At 34.0% G+C, this 22,054-nt stretch carries 20 protein-coding genes, 2 tRNA genes and 1 pseudogene; 13 read left to right on the top strand and 10 right to left on the bottom strand.

Annotated features, from left to right (window positions below):
• The 3 genes and pseudogenes from QXW15_RS07070 to QXW15_RS07060 form a co-directional block, all read left to right on the top strand.
• Positions 1-311: pseudogene (locus QXW15_RS07070) on the top strand (hypothetical protein); the annotation flags it as partial.
• Between the two features lie 81 nt (positions 312-392).
• On the top strand, positions 393-1,478 hold the full coding sequence (gene menC, locus QXW15_RS07065) for an o-succinylbenzoate synthase (protein ID WP_048101433.1): 1,086 nt from the start codon (positions 393-395) through the stop codon (positions 1,476-1,478).
• Entirely contained in the window at positions 1,475-2,578 is a 1,104-nt protein-coding gene (locus tag QXW15_RS07060; RefSeq protein WP_084779377.1) for a M20 family metallopeptidase, read from the top strand. Before menC ends, QXW15_RS07060 begins: the two co-directional genes overlap by 4 nt.
• A 49-nt stretch (positions 2,579-2,627) precedes the next feature.
• Here the strand turns inward: QXW15_RS07060 and QXW15_RS07055 are convergent, their stop codons facing one another.
• The 3 genes from QXW15_RS07055 to QXW15_RS07045 all read right to left on the bottom strand — a co-directional run bounded on the left by QXW15_RS07055 (position 2,628) and on the right by QXW15_RS07045 (position 5,970).
• Positions 2,628-3,872: an NRAMP family divalent metal transporter gene (locus QXW15_RS07055; protein WP_055032475.1), complete on the bottom strand. Its 1,245-nt coding sequence runs from the start codon at positions 3,870-3,872 to the stop codon at positions 2,628-2,630.
• Positions 3,865-4,503 carry a metal-dependent transcriptional regulator gene (locus tag QXW15_RS07050; RefSeq protein ID WP_048101435.1) on the bottom strand — a complete coding sequence of 213 codons (639 nt, stop codon included), beginning with the start codon at positions 4,501-4,503 and terminating at the stop codon, positions 3,865-3,867. Before QXW15_RS07050 ends, QXW15_RS07055 begins: the two co-directional genes overlap by 8 nt.
• A 204-nt stretch (positions 4,504-4,707) precedes the next feature.
• Positions 4,708-5,970, bottom strand: a complete 1,263-nt coding sequence (locus tag QXW15_RS07045) for an MFS transporter (protein ID WP_055041016.1) — start codon at positions 5,968-5,970, stop codon at positions 4,708-4,710.
• Positions 5,971-6,212: 242 nt separating this feature from the next.
• Between QXW15_RS07045 and QXW15_RS07040 the strand changes: the two genes are divergently transcribed.
• Positions 6,213-7,862 (top strand): thiamine pyrophosphate-dependent enzyme, encoded by a 1,650-nt coding sequence (locus QXW15_RS07040; RefSeq protein ID WP_342790221.1) that lies wholly within the window; start codon positions 6,213-6,215, stop codon positions 7,860-7,862.
• Between the two features lie 181 nt (positions 7,863-8,043).
• Here QXW15_RS07040 and QXW15_RS07035 read toward each other — a convergent pair.
• Both QXW15_RS07035 and QXW15_RS07030 read right to left on the bottom strand, forming a co-directional pair.
• Positions 8,044-8,116: transfer RNA gene (locus tag QXW15_RS07035), tRNA-Gly, on the bottom strand.
• A gap of 33 nt (positions 8,117-8,149) precedes the next feature.
• A complete protein-coding gene (locus tag QXW15_RS07030) occupies positions 8,150-8,647 on the bottom strand; it encodes a DUF2250 domain-containing protein (RefSeq protein WP_055041014.1) in 498 nt (165 codons plus the stop codon).
• A gap of 225 nt (positions 8,648-8,872) precedes the next feature.
• On the opposite strand from QXW15_RS07030, the gene QXW15_RS07025 reads away from it, so the two are divergent.
• Both QXW15_RS07025 and QXW15_RS07020 read left to right on the top strand, forming a co-directional pair.
• On the top strand, positions 8,873-10,120 hold the full coding sequence (locus tag QXW15_RS07025; RefSeq protein ID WP_054964477.1) for a Glu/Leu/Phe/Val dehydrogenase: 1,248 nt from the start codon (positions 8,873-8,875) through the stop codon (positions 10,118-10,120).
• 87 nt (positions 10,121-10,207) lie between these two features.
• Positions 10,208-10,951 (top strand): DNA polymerase sliding clamp, encoded by a 744-nt coding sequence (locus tag QXW15_RS07020; RefSeq protein ID WP_054964506.1) that lies wholly within the window; start codon positions 10,208-10,210, stop codon positions 10,949-10,951.
• Between the two features lies 1 nt (position 10,952).
• Here QXW15_RS07020 and QXW15_RS07015 read toward each other — a convergent pair.
• From QXW15_RS07015 to QXW15_RS07000, 4 genes are all read right to left on the bottom strand, one after another.
• Positions 10,953-11,027 (bottom strand) — tRNA-Arg (locus QXW15_RS07015).
• 354 nt (positions 11,028-11,381) lie between these two features.
• The gene (locus QXW15_RS07010; RefSeq protein ID WP_048101447.1) at positions 11,382-11,573 is read right to left on the bottom strand and encodes a hypothetical protein; all 192 of its coding nucleotides are present in this window, start codon (positions 11,571-11,573) and stop codon (positions 11,382-11,384) included.
• Positions 11,561-11,752, bottom strand: a complete 192-nt coding sequence (locus tag QXW15_RS07005; RefSeq protein ID WP_054964522.1) for a hypothetical protein — start codon at positions 11,750-11,752, stop codon at positions 11,561-11,563. The genes QXW15_RS07010 and QXW15_RS07005 overlap by 13 nt, the downstream gene beginning before the upstream one ends.
• 9 nt (positions 11,753-11,761) lie before the next feature.
• The gene (locus QXW15_RS07000; protein WP_342790220.1) at positions 11,762-12,304 is read right to left on the bottom strand and encodes a hypothetical protein; all 543 of its coding nucleotides are present in this window, start codon (positions 12,302-12,304) and stop codon (positions 11,762-11,764) included.
• 348 nt (positions 12,305-12,652) lie between these two features.
• Here QXW15_RS07000 and QXW15_RS06995 point away from each other — a divergent pair, with 348 nt between their 5' ends.
• From QXW15_RS06995 to QXW15_RS06980, 4 genes are all read left to right on the top strand, one after another.
• The gene (locus QXW15_RS06995) at positions 12,653-13,048 is read left to right on the top strand and encodes a NifB/NifX family molybdenum-iron cluster-binding protein (RefSeq protein ID WP_048101450.1); all 396 of its coding nucleotides are present in this window, start codon (positions 12,653-12,655) and stop codon (positions 13,046-13,048) included.
• Positions 13,049-13,125: 77 nt separating this feature from the next.
• A complete protein-coding gene (locus QXW15_RS06990) occupies positions 13,126-13,647 on the top strand; it encodes a nicotinamide-nucleotide adenylyltransferase (RefSeq protein WP_048101451.1) in 522 nt (173 codons plus the stop codon).
• A gap of 34 nt (positions 13,648-13,681) precedes the next feature.
• Positions 13,682-16,030 carry a DNA-directed DNA polymerase gene (locus tag QXW15_RS06985; protein WP_287954723.1) on the top strand — a complete coding sequence of 783 codons (2,349 nt, stop codon included), beginning with the start codon at positions 13,682-13,684 and terminating at the stop codon, positions 16,028-16,030.
• Between the two features lie 60 nt (positions 16,031-16,090).
• Positions 16,091-17,317 (top strand): MFS transporter, encoded by a 1,227-nt coding sequence (locus QXW15_RS06980; protein ID WP_048101453.1) that lies wholly within the window; start codon positions 16,091-16,093, stop codon positions 17,315-17,317.
• A 5-nt stretch (positions 17,318-17,322) separates the two neighbouring features.
• Here the strand turns inward: QXW15_RS06980 and QXW15_RS06975 are convergent, their stop codons facing one another.
• The gene (locus tag QXW15_RS06975) at positions 17,323-18,786 is read right to left on the bottom strand and encodes a phenylalanine--tRNA ligase subunit alpha (protein WP_048101454.1); all 1,464 of its coding nucleotides are present in this window, start codon (positions 18,784-18,786) and stop codon (positions 17,323-17,325) included.
• Between the two features lie 65 nt (positions 18,787-18,851).
• Here QXW15_RS06975 and QXW15_RS06970 point away from each other — a divergent pair, with 65 nt between their 5' ends.
• From QXW15_RS06970 to QXW15_RS06960, 3 genes are all read left to right on the top strand, one after another.
• Positions 18,852-20,693, top strand: coding sequence for a PINc/VapC family ATPase (locus QXW15_RS06970; protein ID WP_236692436.1), 1,842 nt, complete (start codon positions 18,852-18,854; stop codon positions 20,691-20,693).
• Positions 20,694-20,747: 54 nt separating this feature from the next.
• Entirely contained in the window at positions 20,748-21,122 is a 375-nt protein-coding gene (locus tag QXW15_RS06965) for a DUF302 domain-containing protein (protein WP_048101455.1), read from the top strand.
• A gap of 38 nt (positions 21,123-21,160) precedes the next feature.
• Positions 21,161-22,054: oligosaccharide flippase family protein (locus QXW15_RS06960; RefSeq protein ID WP_342790214.1), on the top strand; the 894-nt coding region annotated here is incomplete at its 3' end.

The raw sequence follows: 22,054 nt of genomic DNA, 5'->3' as shown, positions 1-22,054 counted from the left end.
TAATAATAAACGCAAGGCATGAGGCACATGAGAACCGCATGCCAGAGCCAATTAAAAAAACCATACTTTTAACAAGCATTATCCCAGATCCGGCAATAGTGCCGGTCATACTCATGGGGCTTACATATGGCATGGGATTTATATTTAATACGATCTCCGTTTTTATAATAATTTCCGGTCTAACACTTTTTTCAATAACCATATTTTTGCATAAAATTCTTTTTAATAAAATAAACAGTTTAAGTCCACAGAAAATAGACTATCTTGTTGCATTAATCCTTCTGGTAACCGTTGTTTTTGTGATTCTTTAATATAAATACATTATCACAATTTTAAATATTTATACATTGTTTAACTCGGAAAATTAATAAACAGTTAATATATATAAACCAATGAAACTTGAATATTATTTACTGGATATGCCATTGATTGTGCCATTCAAAACTAGCTTTGGCACGGATGTGAACAGAAAGCCCCTTATTTTTAGGCTTGAACATAATGGTATTGTATCATACTCTGAATCAGTAACTGATCAGGATCCATTTTACAGCTATGAGGATAATGACACCGCACTTCATGTAATAAAAAGGTATCTGGCACAAAATATTAAGGATGTTCCTGATCCTGAGGAATTTCTAACAAGATCATCAAACATAAAAGGCCATAATATGGCAAAGGCTGCACTTGAAATGCTTTTATATGATTACAGGGCAAGGGAGATGGGAAAACCGCTGCATGAATTCCTTGGTGATAGCCGTGGGTATGCAAACGTTGGAATTTCAATAGGCATGGACGATATAAATAAAATGATAAAAAGAATAGATGATGCATTAAAATTAAAATATAAGAGAATAAAGGTAAAAATAATGAAGGGTGAGGAGTTAAAAATAGTTTCTGCCATAAGGGACGTATACCCTGATATAAATTTAAGCGTTGATGCAAATTCTGATTACACTGAAAAGGACTTTGAATTACTTAAAAAACTTGATAAATTCAATCTGGTGTATATAGAGCAGCCATTATATCATGATGATCTAATATACCATGCAAGACTTGCAAGGGAGATATCAACCCCAATATGCCTTGATGAATCAATAACATCCCCTGAAAAGGCACAGAAAGCATTTGACATTGGCGCATGCAGCGTGATCAATATAAAACCTGGAAGGGTATCAGGACTTACCAATTCATTAAAAATTGCAAGAATTGCCAGGGAAAATAATGGCCATGTCTGGATCGGTGGAATGCTTGAAACAGGGGTTGGCAGATCATATAACATCGCAATGGCATCAAATAAGCTCATAGACTATCCCGGGGATACATCACCAAACAGCAAATATTACATAAGGGACATTGTTAAAAATCCATATAATATGGAGGATGGCATAATAAAGGATTATAATGGCGCAGGCAATGGGATAGAAATAGATGAGGAATTAATTAATAAGTATGCTGTTGAAAGGGGTGTTATATTTTGAATCCGCTTGAATATATGGAAAAAAATAAAAAAAATATGATAAATGACCTTAGAACTGTTGTTGAATTTGAAACCCCATCATATAATAAAAAACTTCTTGATAAATTTGTGGACTTTATTTCAGGATATTTGGAGGAAAACCTCAAATGTGTACCGGAAATTATAAAATCTGATAACACCGGGAATGATATTAAATGCACACTTGGCAGCGGAAAAAAAATACTTTTATTAACACATTATGATACTGTTTTTTCAGAGGGAACATTAAAGGAAAGGCCATTCAGAATTGAGGGTGAAAAGGCATACGGTCCCGGCATATTTGACATGAAGGCCGGAATAATACAGACATTATATGCACTTAAATACATTGTTGAGCATTCTGAATTTAATAGGCAAATTGTTCTTTTAATGACATCTGACGAGGAAATAGAAAGTGGCTTTTCAAAGGATATAATTATAGAAAATGCCAGGGATGCAGAATATGTTCTGGTTATGGAACCATCATTAAATGGAAAGCTTAAAACGGAAAGAATGGGTGTTGGCACAGTAAAACTAACAGTGCATGGAAAATCATCGCATGCCGGCCTTGATCCGGAAAAGGGAGTAAATGCAATTATAGAGGCTGCCAATATAATAATGGAGGTAAAAAAATCAGGTATAGCTGGAATAAATTTTGATGTCATAAGAGGGGGCACGAGGTCAAATGTTATACCAGATCTTTGCATTGCAGAGGCAGATCTGAGATTCAGATCAGAACGCATGGTGTCTGATATTAAAAATCTGATTGAAAATATAAAACCTGTAAATCCACTGGCAAAAATAGAAACAGAATACAATATAAGGCCACCAATGATAAAAACGCTCAAATCACAGGAGCTGTTCATGAGGGCAAGGGAAATTGCACATGAAAAATTAAATATGAATCTTGAGGAAACATCTGTTGCCGGTGGCAGCGATGGCAATTTTTGTTCATACTATGCCCCTGTTCTGGATGGGCTTGGTGCAGTTGGTGACGGTGCCCACTCTGAAAATGAATTTATATACATTAATTCAATGCCCGAGCGTGCAGCCCTTTTATATTATTTAATTAATGACCTTTGAAATAAATTTTATTCAAATTATAATTTAATATAAATTTAAAAAATAAATTTCAAATTATTGCAAGAACCCCAAAGAATACAACAAATATAAGGCTTAACCAGTAAAATATTCTTGTTAATTTTTTCATATAAAATTTTCCCATTATTTTCCTGTTTTGACCAATAATGCCCATTATCACACCAGGGCCTATCAGAACAAAAACAAAGATGACGAGCAGGTAAAGAACTGAATTAATTAACATATCTGCAGGCAGTATCATTCCGGCTATAACTGCAGGAAGGCTTTCCAGAACATAAACGGTGAAAACATGCTTTTTATTTATGTTTAATGACTCAACAACCCCCCATGCACTGCCCATGGATATTACTATTAGGGCAATAAATCCTGCTGCAATTAAACCTATTCCAAATAGATATGGGGAGAAAGACCCGGCAACTGCGTCAAGCGCAACTGAAAGCTGTGATGCTGAGGCAAAATCTGTGGTTTTTGGCACCCCTGAAAATACCATCTCCACTATTACCATGAGCAGTTCTGAAACTATTGCACCAAATAACGTTTCACGTTTCATTGATTTTAACGCCGCCCGGTCTATTTCATCACTCCTTGTATTGTTTATATCAATATATGAGTTCTTAACATACCTGACCTTACTTGCCGTGGCTGATGCCTGAAAAAACAGCATAAATGGCATTATGACCGCACCAACATTTACTGCCAGAATAAATATGTAGGAGTATCCTGGTGAAAAGTATACCGGGGATGAATTAATAAAACCACGCAGGAACAGGTCAACAATGAAGGCCACTATAAGCACCAGTGTTATTGGTATTAAGATTTTTTCTGTTTTTCTGTATCCGTGTCTGGAAACAACGAATAAATGAACCACATATATAACCGGAAGTGAAATTAATATTGGTATGCCCATCAGGTTTAATCCTATGGCTATGCCCATATATTCTATTGCATATGTTACAACATCTGTAAGTGCCATTGGAAATGACATAATAACAGATACTTTTTTTGAATAATTCTCACGTATGACATCACCAAGTCCCTTGGATGTTGCTATGCCTATCCTCCCTGATATCTCCTGGACAAAATATAATGGAAGTATCATGAGAATCATGAACCATATTAATCCGTATTTAAAAATGGCACCTGTTTCTGCAGCCCCTATTGTACTGCTTGCGTCCATATCAGCAATCATAACAAGCCATGCGGGACCAAAGAAGCGAAGGTAGAACCTTAACCTGCTCTTTCTGGATCTTAGGTTTAAATCTGATTCCTCATTCATATGATGTCACTAGCCTGAAGGAGCCTGCAAGTTTTTCTGGTATTTTAAATTCATTATTACCTGATATAACTATGCTCCTACCATCCCTGTAGAAGGTTAAGTTCTGACCGGGAAGGATCGATGCATCTGCAAATTTCTTCAGAAGGTTATTTTCCTCATATATAATTCTTGAAAGTTTGTATCTTCCCTCTGGAACCTGATTAATGCTAAATTCCATGATATTTGGGTTTTCTTTAATGTTTATGGGATTTCCATGAGGGCATCTATCAGGATTTCCAAGGTTCTTCCTGAGCTTATTAAAATGTAAATCATCTATTGAATGCTCTATATCCATAACAGCATCATGGGATTCCTCCCATGGTACATCGAGCATTTTTACGGCAAATACCTCGGATATTCTGTGCCTGCTCATTATTGGTGCGGCCAGGTCAAGTCCATATGTTGTTAAATATATCTTTCTGTTAAACTTTTTAATAATGTTTTTAGCCTCAAGCTTGTTTAAATACTCAGAAACTGTTGGCATGGAGACATTTAAATCGGAGCTTATTCCTATTTCGTTGGCACTACCAAATGCCTCTATGAGGGTGTAAATTGTTTTTATATAATCCTCCTCATTATTTCTAAAATCCATGCAACAATATTAGGTATACCTAAATAAATTTATCTAAAGTTGAAGTAACTAAAATATAAACATCTGATGTAATTTTATGAATTCAACTTTTGCATGCATTAAGAATTTTTAGTGTTTCAAAAAGTATAAAAATGGATGATAATTATGTTTATTCTAAAGGCTTAAAGCCATATATTATCAATATATGTTACCAGATATATTTGGTCAGACAGCATTTTTTTCAAGTATTCTGTTTGGTATATCACGGTTTAACAGTGAAGATATTATAATGCTAAATATTATAGGAATCATTAAGATGTATATTATTGACTGGTTCCAGCCTATTATGTAAACGAGTGAAAGTAAGGATGTTGGCATTATTATGTTGCCAATCCACATAAAGGCATAACCGTATGTGCTTGCAGTCGCCCTAACCCTTGTTGGGAACATGTCGTTTACATAAAATGGCCATGCAGCCCACTGTGATAATAAAAAGAAAATAAATACAATATTAAATAGCAGTACATAATAATATGATGTTGATAATATTATTCCGGAAACGGAAATTGATGTTATAAACATGAATACTGCCATGACGTTTCTTCTGCCTATTTTATTGCCAAGATGTGCTGCAAATATGTATCCAATAATACCTATGCCAAAGGATATAAATTCAAAGGATAATGTGTCAAGGAATGCTATGTGTTTTATTTCAACGTAATATATTGGCAATGCCACAAGAGATATTGTTGCACTTCCCGATAGTATTGCGGCATAAATTGCGATGAGTATGGATTTTCTCCTTAAATCCCTGTGGAACATTTGTACAAAGGGATTTTTTATTGCCTCCCTCAAATTGGCGCTGTATCTTGTTGTTTCCTCCTTTTTATTTTGAATATAATCATTTTTTGCCTTCCTTAAATCCATGAATCTGTCTGTTTCAGGCAGTGATTTTCTGAAATATAATATGAACAGGGCGGGCAGAACGCCTATAAAAAATACATATGTTAAATGTATATTATATAATTCAAATAGATAAACCACTGCAGCACCAAATGTCTGGCCCACAGGAAAACCCAGTGATGTTATTAGCATCTGTCTTCCACGAAGTTTGTGCGGTGCGGTCTCTGCCGTTAAGGTGAAACCCAGCGGTTCATCTGTTCCTGCACCTACAGATGTTAAACCGCGTGAAAACATAAATGTTGGAACAGAAAAGGAAAAACCGGTTATTAAAGACCCAAATGAATATAATAAAACAGTAATCATAAATAATAATCTTCGCCCATACTTATCTGCAAGGTAACCAAAGGAGAATGCAGCTATGGCGGAAACAATAAATGCGGTATCGTTTATTATATTTATATCATTTAAATTAAAATTAAATAACGCTATCAATCCCGGTATGCTTGCAAGGAACATTTCAAAATCGAATGCAAATAATAAAACACCAAAAAATGCAGATAATGTATATCTCCAATATTTTTCCATATTCTGATATTGCAATTATGTATATATTTTATTATAAAATAAATTTTGATTTAAATGCATTTTATTATTTGTTAAATAATTAGTGTAACAAATAAAAACCAGTTATTCAAACTAATTAAAATTATTTTTTTTAATATTTAGGCTTCAGTCAGTGTAATTTTTTCTGCATTAACCTTAATTTTTGTTCATTATAATTATTAATAACTACATTAATTATATAAATGATATCATAATATTAATTTATGGCAACGGTGGCAGATATCATTATAAAAACATTAGTTAATTTTGGAGTTAAGAGAATATATGCAATACCAGGAGATTCATTAAATCCAATCATCGATGCAATAAGGAGAAATAAGGATGTTGAGTATGTGCAGGTTAGGCACGAGGAGGGCGGGGCATTAAGTGCATCATTTGAATCAAAATACTCCGGTAAATTATCTGCCTGCATGGGCACTTCAGGACCAGGGTCTATTCATTTATTAAATGGTTTATATGATGCAAAAATGCAGCATGTTCCGGTAATAGCATTGACAGGTCAGATTGAAACAGATTTATTGCACCATGATTATTTTCAGGAGGTTGATTTAATAAAATTATTCGATGATGTTTCTGTATTTAATGCAAGAATAGTTAATCCAAAAAATGCCCATTATTTAATATGGAGGGCATGCAGGGAGGCAATATTGAAAAAAGGCGTGGGACACATAGACATGCCTGTGGATATATTAAGGGAAAATGCAGATGAGGAGGACCTGTCATATTATATTAATCCTGTAAGCTATAAACCAGATGGCATGGAAGAGGCAGCAAAATTAATAAATGAAAGCAAAAGGCCATTAATATTCATAGGTGGTGGTTCTAGAAATTATCATGATGAAATAAATAATTTTGCGGAAAAAATAGGTGCTCCGGTGGTTTATGCTCTTGATGGCAAGGGAACATTTAATGATGATGATAAAAAGGTAATGGGCGGCATAGGCCTGCTTGGAACAAGGCCATCAGTAAAGGCCATAGAAAACTGTGATTTAATGATATTCCTTGGAACAATATTTCCGTACACATCATTTTTAAAAAAGGTCAATAACATACAGGTAAATAATAATATAGATGATTTAAATAAAATTATGAAGGCAAATTATTCATATTTATGTGATATAAAATATTTTATTGATAACATAAATGTTAATGAAAAGGATGAAAAATATTACAATGAACTTCAGGATGAAAGGGAAAAATGGTTTGCTAGCCTTAATAAAATGATAAATGACAAAAGAAATCCTATAAGGGCAGAGGTATTAACAAATGAGATATCAAAAAGAATTGAGGACGACGCAATAATAATAACAGATACCGGAGATGTGACATTATGGACAAACAGATTTATTAGGGCAAAAAATAAAAATAAATTTTATTTTTCTTCATGGCTTGGAACAATGGGGTCAGGCATTCCAGGAACAATAGGACTTGCTTTTGCATCAGGCAAAAAGGTCTACGGAATAATAGGGGATGGCAGCTTTGCAATGACATCAATGGAATTAATAACAGCAAAAAAATATAATTTGCCTGTTAAATTAATAGTATATGATAACCATATACTTGGAATGATAAAGCTTGAGGAGGAGGTCATGGGATATCCCGAATACGGCGTTGATTTATATAATCCAGATTTTTCAAAGCTTGCTGAATCTGTGGGGATAAAAGGTATAAGGGTTAACAGCGTGTCTGAACTGGATTCCAAACTGGATGAGTTCTTTTCTCATGATGGCCCTGTTGTTCTTGATGTTATAACTGAAACAAATGAAACACCAATGCCACCAAAACTTGAATTTAAGGTTGCAGCAAAATATGTGACATCTATATTGAGGGAAAAACTTGAACCAAAAGATTAAGTGTAATTAATTTGATATTATGATGGGAATATAATTTTATTATTTTCCTAATGGAATCAGTGTGTTTATTTTAATTTAAAGACCATTTAAACCATTTTTATATTATAAAATCTGGATCCAGAATATATAAATAAAAAAAATTTAATGATGTATTGGTTAAAGCATTAAACCTTTATAATAATGCGACTGCCGGGATTTGAACCCGGGTTAGTGGCTTGGGAAGCCACTGTGATACCAGGCTACACTACAGTCGCTTACAGACCTTATTTAAAATTTATATTTAACTTTTAAGTATCAGGCAGATTTATCTGCCTTCTCTTTGCTAGGTCCAGAACGGATTCCCCGATGGGGGTAATTTCACCATATTTATCTAGAAGCCCCATATTAATAAGCTTTGCCCTTTTTGATGGGTCATCATTTCTTCTCTTTTTATATGCGAGCATCTTAAGGCAGGGAAGTTCAAGATACTTTATATATTCCCGGGGTCCTATGCTTTTCAGAATATAATGCCCCTTATTTGTAAGTAAATAATATGTATGATGCTTATGCACCTCATTTGTTTTTTTAAGCTTTGCCTCAGTTCTTTTTATTGAAGAACCAGAATATTTTTCTATTAACCCCATGTTCTCAAGGCGCTCCAGATAAATATTTACATTCATTTGGGGTATGCTTGTATAAATTTTTATATTTTTTGCATAATCCAGTTTTGCCAGATTAAAATGCTGCAATACCATTAAAAGTTGATTATCAAATACAAGATTTTTAATTATTTCATCATCTTCCATGATTACACCGCAGTTGAATATTAATTTATATTATAATACATTTTATATTTTATTATAAAATCATGGGATGGACTTGATTTATTATTAAATCATGGTCTATATAAAAAATGATGAGAATATTTTTTATCATGTCATATGTTTATTTCATGTTCGTTATAATAGGTCAATTTAATTCCCCCACAAAAAGATTAAACTACTTCTGAACGATTCATGTATGGTGTTACAATGGAGGATTTAGACCCATTTGATATAGCTCTCAAGCAGCTAAAAAAGGCTGCCAGCGTGATAAATTTAGATAAACAGGCTCTTGAAATTTTAAGTTCTCCAAAGGAGATACTTGAGGTTTCCATACCTGTAAAAATGGACAGTGGAGAAACCAAGGTCTTTAAGGGCTTTAGGGTTCATTATAACAATGCCCGGGGACCAATGAAAGGTGGAATAAGGTACTATGAAAAGGAGACACTTTCAGAGGTTAAGGCCCTATCAGCATGGATGACATGGAAGACAGCCCTTCTGGACCTTCCATACGGTGGTGCCAAGGGAGGTATTGTATGCGATCCCAAAAAAATGAGCAGGGGTGAGCTTGAAAGATTAAGCAGGGGTTATATAGATGCAATTGCAAATTTCATAGGGCCGGATATAGACATACCTGCACCGGATGTTTACACAACACCGCAGATAATGGCATGGATGATGGATGAATATGAGAAGATAGTACGGCATTCAGCACCCGGTGTTATTACAGGAAAACCATTGGAAATTGGTGGTTCACTGGGCAGGGGTGATGCCACAGCAAAGGGAGGCATGTATGTCCTAAGGGAGGCTGCAAAGTCAATAGGACTTGATCTTTCAAAGGCAAGAGTCGCCGTTCAGGGATTCGGAAATGCCGGACAGTTTGCTGTAAAATTTGTTAAAGAAATGTTTGGATCAAAGGTTGTTGCTGTATCCGATTCAATGGGCGGCATTTATTCAGAGGATGGAATAGATTTCCAGGAATTGCTTGAATATAAAGAAAAAACTGGAAAGGTGGAGGGATTTAAAAACTGCAAAACAATAACAAATGAGGAGCTTCTTGAGCTAAACGTTGATGTGCTTATACCTGCAGCAATAGAAAACCAGCTTACAGGTGCCAATGCAGATAAGGTAAAGGCCAAAATAATCCTGGAGCTTGCAAACGGTCCAACAACGCCAGAGGCTGATGAAATATTCTTTAAGAAGGGTGTGCTTTTAATGCCAGATTTTCTTTCCAATGCTGGTGGGGTAACCGTATCATACTTTGAGTGGGTACAGAACATTACTGGAGATTACTGGACTGAGGAGGAGGTTTATAAGAAACTTGATGCCAAGATGACAAAGGCCGCACAGGATGTCCTCGCAACATATAAAAAATACAATGTTGACCCAAGGACTGCTGCCTATACAATAGCAGTCAAGCGTGTTGCGGACGCAATGAAGCTTAGGGGAATCTATTAATAAAATTTTATATTTTTATTCTTTTTAATCATTTATTATTTTTAACAAAAAAAATATTTATAAGGGTTATATTAATAATAGATGATTATGACAAGAATGAGTATTTCCATAAAAAATCTCAAGGACATAGTAGATATGCTTGGTACAGTTGTTACAGAGGCTAAATTTAAAATTGGTATTTCAGGTGTTTCAGTTAATGCAGTTGACCCTGCACATGTGGCAATGGTGTCATTAGAGGTCCCAAAAACTGTATTTTCTGAATATGACGTGCCTGCGGATGAGGAAATATCAGTTGACCTTGAAAAAATAAGGTCTGTTATTAAACTAGCATCGTCTGCTGATACTGTTATAATAACAAAGGATAAGGATAAACTAAAATTTGAAATAGGGACAATAATTAAAAGCATTTCTTTAATAGATAACGATCAGATAACAAATCCCAGGGTTCCGCAGATTGCATCTGAGGATTATGTTGTGTTAACAAAGGCCGATTTTGAGAAGGGACTCAGAGCAGCCGAGGATGTATCGGATGCAATAAGATTAACCCTTGATAAAAATAACTTTTATGCAAAGTCAACATCAGATGCCGATGAGAGTGAGATGATTTTGCCAAAGGACATGGTTAAGGAACTTGTATGCAATGAACCAATAAAATCATCATATCCCCTTGAATATTTGTTAAAACTTGTTAAGTCAATATCATCAAATGAGGATATCAAGATATCATTTAAAAGTGATTATCCATTAACAATAGAGTTTAATCTCGGATCTGGAAATGAAAATGCCAGAATTAAAGGGAGATTTTTGCTGGCACCAAGAATGGAATCCTGAGCGGGCACGAGGGGATTTGGACCCCTGATTTACAGCTTAGGAGGCTGTTGCCCTATCCATGCTAGGCCACGTGCCCTTGTTATTCGATATTGATACATAGCATTTAATTTTTTTGACTTTAGATATTTTTTCATAATTGGCAATTAAAATTTTTTATCATTATTTCATGATGGATTTATGATATTGCAAAGAGTCATTTTGAATTTACAGTAAAAATATTATATTATCGTTTTTCATGATTTCTGATTTGTAATTTTATGGTATAATATATTAATAACAAAAAATCTATTATTAAAAGTATTGAGCCAATAATTATACCTAATTTATGTTTTGAAACTATTGATGATATTAATTCATAAGAAATTGAAAATATTAGAAATATCGCAATATATATAGAATATTTTATTTTATCCATTTTTATCACTTTTCATTAATTTATTTTATTATTATTCTTTTTTATTTTGTAAATATAGTATATTAAAGCAAACGAATATATTATAATTATAAAAGCTCCAAGATATATACCTAAAAGCCATTTAGTTAGTATTGCAGCTACTAACTCGTAAACCATTAAAATTAGTAAAGCCATGTTAAAATACAAAGATTTTTTTATCTTTTCCATTTTATCACCGATATATTAAAGCCATTATAAGAACTATGTATTACTGACAGTGTAGAAAAAACCAAACCAACCAGTGCTTCTATAAGAGAGCCCAATGTCAGAAGTACATAAAGTCCAACAATCATGATTAATGCTATATAACCAACAATACATACTGCAAACCACCTGTTATTGGCCATAGCTATTCCTTAAGTTTTATTTATTTCCATATTTTTTATGTTATTATTTGTTAACTTCAGTATATTATTCATTGCCAATGCTATATATGAATATTCTATTCCAAATTTATTTAATGTATTGTTATTGGAATTCATATAAGTAAATGAAATTAATTCCATACTGTTTATTAAGTTTTTCATTTCATTATTATATGTTGATTTATAATTCAATGTAAATTCATTTCCCAATAATATTTTTGATGAATTTATTGGCACAATATTGGCATATAAATATGAAATATTATCATTGTTATTATTGCATATTATATTGCCTATTTCCACCTTATAATTTTTAAATGTATCTGTAAATGCTATTGTATACTTTATATTAGAATTGTTATAGTATTGTAATAAATAATTTGTATTATTTGTCTTTATATAATTGTATTTATATGATGTTATATTATTATTCTTAATATCATTGTTTTCATAATTGTTTATAGTGTTAATATTAGTTTTATTAATATTATTAAATGATATTATTCCATTATTTGATATGTTAAAATTGTTCATGAATGTAATATTTCATATCCTAACATAATTATTGGATGGGTTTTCATTATTAATAATGTTCCTATTATTATCAAAATTTCCTGAAAATGCCATCATAACAAACAGTAATGAAATTATTATAGATACAATTATTATGAATCTTTGTTTCATAATATATATACATGGATTTCATACTATAAAGGGGTTTCTATATATTATATGCTATAATCCCAAGTAATAAAATACTATATAAAAATTATAATATAAAAAATTAATGCGCCAAAACAATATGTGTTTGTAATTAAAAATTAATGAAGATTTTTAAATTATGCATAAAGTATTTAAACCAATAACACTTATATTCTAAACATGGAAATACTGGCAATGCCTGTTACAGATGGTATGGTTGACATGCCGGGGAAGGCCAGGGAGGTCCATATCTTTAAAATATCTGATAACAGGAATAAATGCAATCTTATTAAAAAATATAAAAATCCTGCCCTGGAGATAAAATCCGATGGTGGCCTTCCAATGCTTGAAACACTGTTTAAGTATGGTGTGAACACATTAATAGTGCCTGGAATTGGAGAGCCGGGACTTAATTTTTTGGATAATAAAATAAAGGTATATATTTCAGGCGGAGAGGAAACAGAATGCATTAAAAATTATTTATTAAATAAGCTAAAATCAACAGACAAACCAACAATATCCGATTGTTCAAAGGAATTATTAAAGAAATCGGCCAAATATAAGAATAAAATATAATTTATATTTATTAAACCACATATTTTTTATGGGAAATAAGTGGGAAATTTTATTTATATATTTATCATAATGTTTAAATGACAGCCTTTATTATTGGAAGATTTCAGCCATTTCATAAGGGGCATTTGGAAATCATAAAAACAATACTTAAGGATAATGATCATGTTATCATAGGTATCGGGAGCGCACAGTTCTCACATACACTTACAAATCCATTTACAGCAGGTGAAAGATACTTAATGATATCAAATACACTGGAGGCAAACAACATAAAAAATTTCTATATTGTACCAATAGAGGATGTAAACTCCAATCCAATGTGGGTTGCCCATGTTGAATCATTAACACCGCCATTTTCAAGGGTTTATACAAATAATCCATTGGTTAAAAGATTGTTTTATGAGAAAAAATACGAGGTCAGGAGTCTTCCCCTGCTTAACAGAAAATCATGGTCTGGAACCAGAATAAGGGAGAAGATGATCAAGGGACTGGACTGGAAGGATGATGTCCCGGAAACAGTTTATAATATAATAACAAATTGCCTTGACGGGATAAACAGAATAAGGGAACTTGCGAATACTGATGAAGACCCAATATAATAAACTATTTATTTTAAATATGAATATGAAATAAATGAATTTAAAAATGCGTTTAATAACCGCCTCATACAGGCAGAGCGATGTTACAGTGGAATTGTATGGAAGAACTGCTGATGGAAAATCTGTAACCGCCTTATATTTTGGATTTAAGCCATATTTCTATTATGTTAACCCAGATGATGAATGCATTAAAAAAATTAAGGAGAATCCTGAGTTTCTGGATATGCAGGATAAAACATTGTTTCTTGATGGCCGGAACCAGAATGTAAAAAAAATATACATAAAATCTCCCTGGAAGGTACCTGAAATGAGAAAAATATGCAGCTGTGAGGCTCTTGCTGCAGATATACCCTTCCATCACAGGTTTCTTTATGATTTTGATCTGGGTCCATCAGTAGAAATAGATGGGGAAGAATTAGACGATGAAAAAAATAATTATACGACAGATTATGTTATAAAAATAAATGAAATAAAAAATGCAGAACCATTTAATCCCGATCTTAAGATATTATCATTTGATATTGAGAATTCAATAAAATCCAAGGAAATATATGTCATTGGTTATGCAATATATTTTAATGGGTCCATAAGGCAGGGCTCCATATCATCTGATGAGGAATCCATATTAAGGAATTTTAATAAACTGATACAGGATGAGGACCCAGATATAATAACCGGATACAATATAGATGGCTATGACCTGCCCTTACTTGAAGAGAGGATGAGGGAGCATCATTTAAGCTTCAATATCGGCCGTGATTTTCTTCCACCAAGAAGAATAATGAACCAGTTCTGGAGGCTCCATGGCAGGGTTGTTGATGATGCATGGTGGGAGGTAAAAAAGGTTTTAAAGCCAAAGCATGAAAGCCTAAACTATGTTGCAAATTATCTTTTAAATGAGGGCAAGGAAAACGTTGACAGATTAAATATAGAGGATGAATGGAAGAACCGGAAGGATGATGTAATAAAATACTGCATTAAGGATGCCTACCTTGCACTGGAAATCTACAGAAAAATAAGGATACTCGACAGGAATTTATACATGTCCACGGTATCAATGCTTCCACTGGATGATGTTACAAACGGCGGCACCAGTACCTATGTGGATTCAATTTTAATTAGGAGAGCAGACAGGTTAAATATTGCTGTTCCAATGAGCGCAAGATCAGCCTCAAATGAAACCTACGAGGGTGGATATGTTCACAGCATAGAGCCGGGTTTATATGATATGGTTGTTGTTCTGGACTTTAAAAGCATGTACCCATCAATGATAATAAAGTACAATATTTGTTTTACAACATTAAGCCCTGAGGGTACAATTGTTGCACCGAACGGTGCCAGATTTCTTTCCCCAGAGGTTAAAAAAGGGCTGATTCCTCAAATACTGGAAGAATTAATGAAGGATAGAGACTCTGTAAAAAAACAGATGAAAACCGATAAGGAGAATTATGAATACCTTGATGGATTGCAGGCTGCAATAAAGGTTCTTATGAATACATTCTATGGCGTTCTGGGTACGTCATTTTACAGATTTACTAACAGGGAGATCAGCAGTGCCATCACCGCATTTGCCCGAGATACAATAACGACAATAATAAAAGAACTAGAAAATAAAAAGTTAAGGGTAATATATGGCGATACAGATTCCATTTTTATTGAGTCTGGCAAAAAAACACTTGATGAGGCAGTTAAATTTGGAAATGATTTAAGTTCAAGCATCTCTAAGGAAAATAATCTTACACTGGAATTTGAAAAAATTATGGACCCATTATTTTCACATGGGGCAAAAAAAAGATATGCAGGGAAAATTGTATACCCTGAGGATAAAAGGGGCGAAATACTTGTCAGGGGATATGAAACAAGGAGAACCGATTCATTTGATCTCCAGAGCGAGGCATTAAATAATGTATTTGAGCTTGTTCTTGACCGTAACATTGATGGGGCAAAAAAATATGCTGAGGATTTAATTAAAAAGGTTTCAAACGGCGATGTTGATATTGAAAAGCTTGTAATATCCAGAAGCGTAAAGGAATTCTCCACATATAAGAATGCAGATTCAATGGCAAATGTAAATGCTGCCAGAAAAATGATTGAACGTGGGGAAACATTTATTCCGGGAATGAAAGTTTCATGGATTGTCACAAATTCCAAAAAGACACCGCAGGAGATTGAACCGTTTATTGACGGAATGCCATTCAATTACAGGCCGGATTATGAATATTACTCCAAGAGGTTGCAGGAAACACTTAACAGGGTTCTTGAGAGTCTGGATAAGGAGATAAAAATATTTAAGGATCCGCAGGCCAAGCTAACTGATAATTTCACTGAGGTCAGGGAGGAAAAACCAAAACAGAAAAAGAATATAGAGGATTATTTCAAATAATTTATGAATAAACTTTTTATCAATCAAATAGTTTAAATAATATAGATAAATTACTTATCCATGAAGGAGGATTTAAGATCTTTAATATTTACATCCCTTGGTCATTTTACAAACGATGGTAATTTCCTGTTATTTCCAACTTTAATAGCGTATTATAAGTTAATTCCTGGGGTCAGCGTTCCATTACTAGGTGCAATGGCAATTGTATATAATTTAATTTCAGGGTTCCTGGGTTCACCAATAGGCAGGCTTGCTGACAGGATTGATCATGATGGTTTCCTTATATTCACAGGCATTTTTATTGAGGCAACATCGGTAATGCTCTTTGGTGTTTCCTTTATAGTAAGCCATAACATAATTGATTATACCATACTTATTGCAGCCGTTCTTCTTGGCATAGGACAGGCATTTTATCATCCGATAGGCGCATCAATACTTTCATTCACATATGGGAAAAAAAGGTCACCAACAGCAATGGGTTATAATGGTTCCTTTGGAAGCATAGGCAGGGCAGTGATACCGTTTATACTTGTATATTCAATTGATTTCTTTGGTAAGGTAAATGGACTTTATATAATAGGCGTCTATACATTTGCCTCAGCCTTTATTATACTGGCAGGCCTTAGCTTTTTCAGAAGAAGCAAGTATAAAATTGATGAGGGAAAGGTCACCAAAATCACCAGGGAAAAACCAAAACTCGGTGATTATAAAAAATTCTTAATTGCCCTTACGTTAATAGTATTTATAAGGTCAATATTTATGATGGGTACTGTTACATTTGTCCCAGACTATTTGGATGATGTCCTTAATTCAAAAATATTAATGGGTGATGTTGTTTCAATAAGCTTTTTAAGTGCAGTTGCCGGCCAGCCATATTTTGGGTCAATGGTAAGAAAACGCGGTGGAAGATTCACTGTGGCACTAACCACAATTTTATCAACAATATTTTTTGGCATTTTTTTAATTGTTCATACATTTGCCCTGCTAACAGTGGTTTATCTATTATATGTATTTGCTGCATTCAGTGGCTTCCCGGTGCTCCTTGGATACGTTGCACAGGTAATACCATCGGAATTCTCAACAGAGTCAAATGCGCTTATATGGAGTTTTGGAAACATAGTTGGCGGGTCAGTTGGTATAGCCATAGTAACCCTGCTTCTGTTCCTTAAGGTGACACTGTTTACCTCATTTGTATACATGCTTATATTTGCAATAATTTCCGTTATACTCCTGCCATTGCTTCCAAAAAACAAAAAGGAATCAGACAAATTAAAAAATGCCTCTTAAAATAATTAGTATAATCTTATTTTATAATTTTTTAACCATTCTATATCACTGTTATATATATCGCGTATATCTGTCAGGCCATAGTAAATCATTGCCAGCCTTTCAAGCCCAAGACCAAAGGCCAGAACTGGATATTTTAAGCCTATTGGCCCTGTGACCTCGGGCCTGAATATGCCCGATCCACCAAGCTCAACCTCCTTTCCGTTTATTTCAACAACAACATCCATGCTGGGTTCTGTGTATGGATAATATGATGGAATAAGCCTTATTTTATTAAAACCAAGCCTTGAGTAGAATTCCCTTAAAAGCCATTTTAATGTTGACAGGTTGGCATCCCTGGCATAAACTGCACCCTCTATTTGATAAAGCTCAGAAAGGTGCTTCCAGTCAACACTTTCATGCCTGAATACCTTTTCTATTGAAAATATATACTGTGGTGGGTTTCTATTATTATACAGGTATCTTATTGTATTTACTGTTGTGTGGGTTCTCATAATAATTTTTTTGCCCTCTTCCTCAGACCATTTATAATTCCAGCCAGAATAACTTTTATAGCCATTTTCATGGACATTTTTCACCAGGTCAATTATTTCAGGATTTTCAAATTCCGGTAATCTGTCTGAATCAAGGTAAAATGTATCCTGAAGGTCACGGGCAGGGTGATCCTGGGGTATAAAAAGCATGTCCATATTCCATGCTGTGTATTCTATAAAATGTCCATGCATTTCTGTGAATCCCATTTCTGTAAATATCCTTCTTATGTTTCTTATTAGCTGTGTAAGAGGGTGAAGACCCCCACCTGAGGCTTCCTCCGGCCTCATATTCAAATCATATGGCCTGAAAACAATATTTTTATAACTTCCAGATGTTATCATTTCGGATGTCAGCTGGCCTGAATACTGATTGCCTGTGTAACCTGAAAGAACCTTTAAGCCATTTTCATTAATGCTTATTATTCTATCAATGTTTGTTTTTTCCCTTATAAGATTTCGTTTTTTTAAAAAATCTATGATACCTGCATCAGGAACGCTGCCTGAAATTATTTCATTTATTCCCTTTTTAAGGTCTTCAACATAATCCAATAATCTGGTATCCCTGTATATTAGCTCACCATTTACAGGTTTTATTCCATATTTTGCCAGATTTGATAATGCAATTCCAAAACAATCCTTAAACATGGTTTTAATATCGCTTAATTTTGCCCTTCCAGCATTTTTTAGGTATTTATACAATTTTTCCTCAGGAAAACCATCTTTTAGATATCCCATTGCCTCGTCTGTTACAATGTAGGTTGTTTTTTTTCTCTCCGTACTTTTTATAAGATTTTTGGCAATAAGATAGGATATTGCGCTTGATATATTTCTCTGATCAAGACCATCTATAATAATTTCATATTCTGATTTTTCTCCATTTTCCTTTAAATATTTTAAAACCAGATATTCGCTGTAACTAATTCCGGTGCCCTGCATTGTATCAATATATCCTGATGATATTAAAAAATTATGAAATTATAATAACATGATTTTTTATTATTATGGGAAATTATTTAAATAATAATATACCATTAAAGTATGTGGATTACGTACCTGATACATCGGTTATTATTGACGGTCGGTTTACCTCCTTCATTAAGGATCATGAGGGTTCCAGGGTAATACTTCCCGAGGCCATGCTTGCTGAGGTTGAGCATCAGGCAAATGAGGGGAGGTCCATAGGATTCGCTGCCCTCGAGGAGCTAAAAAGGTTGAGGGAGCTTGAAAATGCTGGAAAAATTTACATAGAAATATATGGAAAAAGGCCACAGGACTGGCAGATTAGAAGGGCTCACAGTGGGGAAATTGATAATATAATAAGGGATGTGGCGCTTGAATATAACGCCACCCTTGTAACCGGGGACAACATACAGAGGGATATTGCAATAATTAAGGGTATTAATGTTGAATACCTTAAATCACTTGAAAAGGAATTTAAGACAATAGAGGAATTTTTTGAGGAGAATACAACATCTGTTCATTTGAAGGCGAATATGAAGCCATTGTTAAAAAATGGGTATCCTGGAAGCATTGTACTTGAGGAATTAAGTTACATTGTAACAAAGGAGGAGCTGGAAAGCATTGCAAGTGATATTGTTAAAAGGGGTAAATTCGAGGATGAATCATTTATAGAAATGGATATGTTCGGTGCCACTGTTATACAGCTAAAAAACATAAGAATTGTCATAACACGGCCCCCGTTTTCAGATTCACTTGAAATAACAGCGGTCAGGCCGGTTAAAAAAACAACAATAAGTGATTATAATATAGATAAAAAATTATATGAAAGGCTGGAAAACAGGGCAAACGGAATTCTTGTTGCCGGTTCCCCGGGTGCAGGCAAGAGTACCTTTGTAACTGCACTTGCTGAATTTTATGCATCAAAGAAAAAGATCGTTAAAACAATGGAAAAACCAAGGGATTTGCAGGTATGTGATAAAATAACACAGTATACAAGCCTTGAGGGGGATATGGAAAAAACCGGTGACATATTATTACTGGTAAGGGAGGATTACACAGTATTTGATGAAATGAGGGTAACATCAGATTTTAAGGTTTTTGCAGATTTAAGGCTTGCAGGGGTGGGAATGATAGGCGTTGTACATGCAACAAAGGCCACCGATGCAATTCAGAGATTTATAGGCAGAATCGAGCTGGGCTTAATACCACAGGTTATAGATACAATACTCTTTATAGAAAGCGGTAAGATATCACAGGTATTAACCACTGAATATGTTGTAAAGGTGCCATATGGGCTTAATCAGGAGGATCTGGCCAGGCCTGTCATAGTTATTAAGGACTTCATGAAGAATAAACCGGTAAGTGAGATATACACATTCGGGGATCAGGTTGTGGTTGTTCCGGTTGGCGAGGTTCAGGGCAAAAATCCGCTTTATTCTCTTGCTGCAGGAAAAATAAAGGATGAAATATCAAAATTCCTTAACACTGAGAAGGTTTCTGTTGACCTAATTTCTGATAACCGTGCAATCATAAAAATTCCGGACACATTAATACCAAAGTTAATAGGAAAGAAGGGTGACACAATATCGAATTTTGAAAATATATTTGGGGTAAAGCTTGATGTTGATACCCTTGATGAGGACGTAAATGTATTGCAGGATGCGGTTTTTGAAATTAAAAATAAAACAATATTCATTGATATTGGATCAAGAAATAAACCTGTCAAAATCTATGTTGACGGCATATTAATAATGCAGGCAAGATCATCATCCAAGGGAATGATAAAACTAAGAATAAACAGTGATACAGGGTCATCATTATATAAATATATAAAACAGGGCAAAAAGATTCAATATATGATATCGGATGACGAAAAGAAATAAATAAATATTATGTAATAAAATAATGATTTAAATATCATCCTATAATTTCAATTTATGTATTCATATGAAAGAACAGTGGATAAAAATGCTGAACAGGTATTTGGAGAGCTGCATAAAATTTTAAAGGAAAACAACTGGGTAATAATGTCATATATAGATGTTAAGGAGATTTTTTCTAAAATGAAGGAAAAATTAAACCCATATTATATACTGGACGTTTGCTTTCCACCAGCTGCAGTGGAGTTGATAAGGGATTCAATTGACATAGGCGCTTTTATACCATGCAAGCTTGTTTTAATAGAAAATGATGGAAAAACCAGAATTCTTATGCCGAAGCCATCAGTATTTTCAAGGGAATACCTTAATTCGGATGGAAAAATAGCAGAAAAGTATGAAAGTGCTTTAATAGAATTGATAAATAAAATTTAACCATAAACTTTAACTTACTGAATTCTAATACCGTAACGTTGATTGCAAAAAAGTCCCCGCTGATACTGGAAGGCCAGATTATAAATTCGCTATTTGGATACATAGGTCTTTTTTTTATAATCAGGTTTATAGGTCTTCAGCAGTGGGGTTTTCTAAGTTTTTCACTGGCATTCATTGGAGTTTTAAGTATTTTTTCGGATCTAGGATTTAATTCTGCCCATCTGCGGTTTATGTCCATGAATGATCCGGACAGGGCAAAATACAATGGTTCATTCCTGACATTGAAATTCATAACAACATTTGGAACAGTGCTAATAATACTTGCTGCACTATATGTATGGATTGATGTGCTTCACAGGGGTTTTCAGAGCCCGGTTGAATATTATTCAATTCTAATTTTAATACCATATTTTGCCTTTAACAGGTTAAAGGATTTTTATTACATAACTTTTAATGCAAAAATGCAGGCTGCACGTATGATGCTGCCACAGATTGTTGAGGCTGTATTCAGGAACTCCGCCTTCATTTATATGGGGTTGATGTATAAATTCAGGATTTCCATATTTATGCATGTAAGTGCTGCAATTATATTTGCAATAATATACAGTTTTTCATACTTTATCTTTTTTATTGTTTCATATTTTTTGGGCAGGCCCTGGCATATTAAAAAACCTGAAAAAACAATAATAAAAAAATACATAACCCTGGCACTGCCCCTTGCAGCCTCATCCATAATTGCAACTATAAGCGGAAATATAGACAAGGTGCTTATACAGTTTTTCTGGCATGCCTCCGCAACCGGGGCCTATGCGGCATTGCAGAGAATAACGATGCCAATAATCACATTCTCGATGGCATTGAGTGTTTTTTTCATACCATTATTAACAAGGGAGGAGACAAAAAATGGTTTTAATGATAATATATCAGTATTT

This window comes from Acidiplasma sp. (assembly GCF_038728925.1).
In the GTDB taxonomy this organism is placed as follows: Archaea; Thermoplasmatota; Thermoplasmata; order Thermoplasmatales; family Thermoplasmataceae; genus Acidiplasma; species Acidiplasma aeolicum.
The sequence above is the reverse complement of the archived record's forward strand: the minus strand, read 5'-3'. Positions and strand labels throughout refer to the sequence as shown.

Bases quoted from the DNA above. Each gene is read 5' to 3' on its own strand.
- menC (WP_048101433.1), top strand. From the start codon at position 393: ATGAAACTTGAATATTATTTACTGGATATGCCATTGATTGTGCCATTC.
- QXW15_RS07055 (WP_055032475.1), bottom strand. From the start codon at position 3,872: ATGAATGAGGAATCAGATTTAAACCTAAGATCCAGAAAGAGCAGGTTA.
- QXW15_RS07050 (WP_048101435.1), bottom strand. From the start codon at position 4,503: ATGGATTTTAGAAATAATGAGGAGGATTATATAAAAACAATTTACACC.
- QXW15_RS07045 (WP_055041016.1), bottom strand. From the start codon at position 5,970: ATGGAAAAATATTGGAGATATACATTATCTGCATTTTTTGGTGTTTTA.
- QXW15_RS07040 (WP_342790221.1), top strand. From the start codon at position 6,213: ATGGCAACGGTGGCAGATATCATTATAAAAACATTAGTTAATTTTGGA.
- QXW15_RS07030 (WP_055041014.1), bottom strand. From the start codon at position 8,647: ATGGAAGATGATGAAATAATTAAAAATCTTGTATTTGATAATCAACTT.
- QXW15_RS07025 (WP_054964477.1), top strand. From the start codon at position 8,873: ATGGAGGATTTAGACCCATTTGATATAGCTCTCAAGCAGCTAAAAAAG.
- QXW15_RS07020 (WP_054964506.1), top strand. From the start codon at position 10,208: ATGACAAGAATGAGTATTTCCATAAAAAATCTCAAGGACATAGTAGAT.
- QXW15_RS07010 (WP_048101447.1), bottom strand. From the start codon at position 11,573: ATGGAAAAGATAAAAAAATCTTTGTATTTTAACATGGCTTTACTAATT.
- QXW15_RS07005 (WP_054964522.1), bottom strand. From the start codon at position 11,752: ATGGCCAATAACAGGTGGTTTGCAGTATGTATTGTTGGTTATATAGCA.
- QXW15_RS07000 (WP_342790220.1), bottom strand. From the start codon at position 12,304: ATGAACAATTTTAACATATCAAATAATGGAATAATATCATTTAATAAT.
- QXW15_RS06995 (WP_048101450.1), top strand. From the start codon at position 12,653: ATGGAAATACTGGCAATGCCTGTTACAGATGGTATGGTTGACATGCCG.
- QXW15_RS06990 (WP_048101451.1), top strand. From the start codon at position 13,126: ATGACAGCCTTTATTATTGGAAGATTTCAGCCATTTCATAAGGGGCAT.
- QXW15_RS06985 (WP_287954723.1), top strand. From the start codon at position 13,682: ATGAATTTAAAAATGCGTTTAATAACCGCCTCATACAGGCAGAGCGAT.
- QXW15_RS06980 (WP_048101453.1), top strand. From the start codon at position 16,091: ATGAAGGAGGATTTAAGATCTTTAATATTTACATCCCTTGGTCATTTT.
- QXW15_RS06975 (WP_048101454.1), bottom strand. From the start codon at position 18,786: ATGCAGGGCACCGGAATTAGTTACAGCGAATATCTGGTTTTAAAATAT.
- QXW15_RS06970 (WP_236692436.1), top strand. From the start codon at position 18,852: ATGGGAAATTATTTAAATAATAATATACCATTAAAGTATGTGGATTAC.
- QXW15_RS06965 (WP_048101455.1), top strand. From the start codon at position 20,748: ATGTATTCATATGAAAGAACAGTGGATAAAAATGCTGAACAGGTATTT.